Genomic DNA, 1,826 nt, shown 5'->3' on the forward strand with positions numbered 1-1,826 from the left:
CACAGCTTTCGATATATTCGTAAAAATGGGCAGCCGCCATGGTCTCAAGAGCCGCGGAATACTTCATATCCCGCAGCTGCCTGACATAAAAATCCATCTCAAAGTTATCGAGCGATGCATAGCCCAAGAAAATATCACTCGATGCCTGCATCAATTGTTGCCCTTCAACCACGCGCTTGCCTTGATGGCTAAATTGTTTTGCCAGTAAGGGTGTCAAAATAGACGCTTTGGCTTGCTTCATTTGCAATATCAGCGGCTCATGGTCGGCATCTTGAAATAATGCCACCGCACACACGGTACCGACACTCCCCACCCCAACTACTTTGAGTGCCACATCGGTAAAATCATACCGGTCAAACAATACTTGTCTATCTGACTTTAGGGTATCTCGATAAGCGTCAAAAAAAGTATGGCTACCGGCAAAAAATGGCTGTCCTCGGCGTGGTGGTCGCTGCAATTCACCGTCAGTTTTAAACGCGCGCAACCCTGTGACAGTATCACGCTCAGTCAATTTTGGCAGCATTTTTACCGCATCATTTTTTTTGGCTTTTTCAAAATCGGCATGACGGCGTTTACGAACAGTCACGTCTTCGGTATTTGCCAATATTTTATGGGTGTCGATTTTTTCATACCACACTTGTAGCGGTGACAAGCGGCAATGCGCTTCTAATCCATCAAGGTAACTGGTCAGCAGTTTTTCGATGGCCTTATAGCCCACCGATTCTACATACTTAAAACTTTGACTGGCGATTAAAATGCTGGCAACCAGTCGCTGCAAATCCCATTCAAATGGCGCAACGATGGTTTCATCAAAATCATTAATACCAAATAATAAATTGCGCTCAGGACTGGCATAACCGCCAAAATTACTGACATGACAATCGCCGCAAATCTGCTGAAATAAGCCAGAATGTTGCCCCTGCCATGCTTGGTCAAACAGCATCAAAGCGGGCATCCCGCGAAAAAAAGTAAACGGCGATACACTCATACGCTTGGCTCGTATGGGTAATAACGCTGCCAACCGACCTTGATTGGACCAATGATAAAGACTGAGCGCGTCGATGGCAGTCGGACGTTGGCTGATGGCAGCCAAGGTTTTTAATGGATACGCCTTACGCTGCTGTTTGCCGAGCGCAATACTATCTGCTTGGGTTAGTAGCTTGCCTTGGTAGCGATGGCGCGTCAAATCCACACACTGAGCATGCTGTAAGGATTTGGGTAAAGCAATAGCGATGGGCAGCGCGGCTGTTGTGCCCGTTGCTATTTTTTTGGTGGCTGTTTCTTTAGCGGCTGGTTTTTTTGCGGGTATTTTGTTAGCCGTGGTTTGAGAAGCCGTATTGTTTGCACCTGTTTGACTGGTTGTTGTTTGGGCATTTGTTGTTTGAGTGGCTGTTGTTTCAGTCGTTGGGTTTTGAGGCTTTTTTTTGCTAGGCATGGCGTGTCTCTTAAATTTTCAATAGCTAAATGTTCAATCGGTCACTGGCTAAATTATCATCACATCAAAGTCATTCAAGCTTGCTATTTTAATGGCTTTGGTAAAAAGTTACGTTGCTTATTTGTGCCAAATCAACCCCTTATTCGCCACTAAAATTAGCCACTAATTAGCCACTAAAATTTTATAAATAGTAGGTCAATTTTCAGTAACATTTTTTAATTTTAGCCGTTATACTGAACGCAACTTTTAACTGTATTTTCACAGGTGAAACTATCGAAAAACTCTGTATTTATGTTGTCATGCTGATTGCGCTTTGACGCTAGCATAAATATGCCATTTTAGCCCGCTATTTTAGCCTTGCCGTGAGATTGTGCCTATGTCTGCATCAACG

The 1,826-nt window shown here is 44.1% G+C and carries 1 protein-coding gene; it reads right to left on the minus strand.

The annotated features are described in order from the left end of the window. Positions 1 to 1,435: DUF2252 domain-containing protein (locus RT143_RS11305; RefSeq protein ID WP_313093125.1), on the minus strand; the 1,435-nt coding region annotated here is incomplete at its 3' end. Positions 1,436 to 1,826: the final 391 nt, after the last annotated feature.

The organism is Moraxella sp. CTOTU48268 (assembly GCF_032069585.1).
In the GTDB taxonomy this organism is placed as follows: domain Bacteria; phylum Pseudomonadota; class Gammaproteobacteria; order Pseudomonadales; family Moraxellaceae; genus Faucicola; species Faucicola cinerea.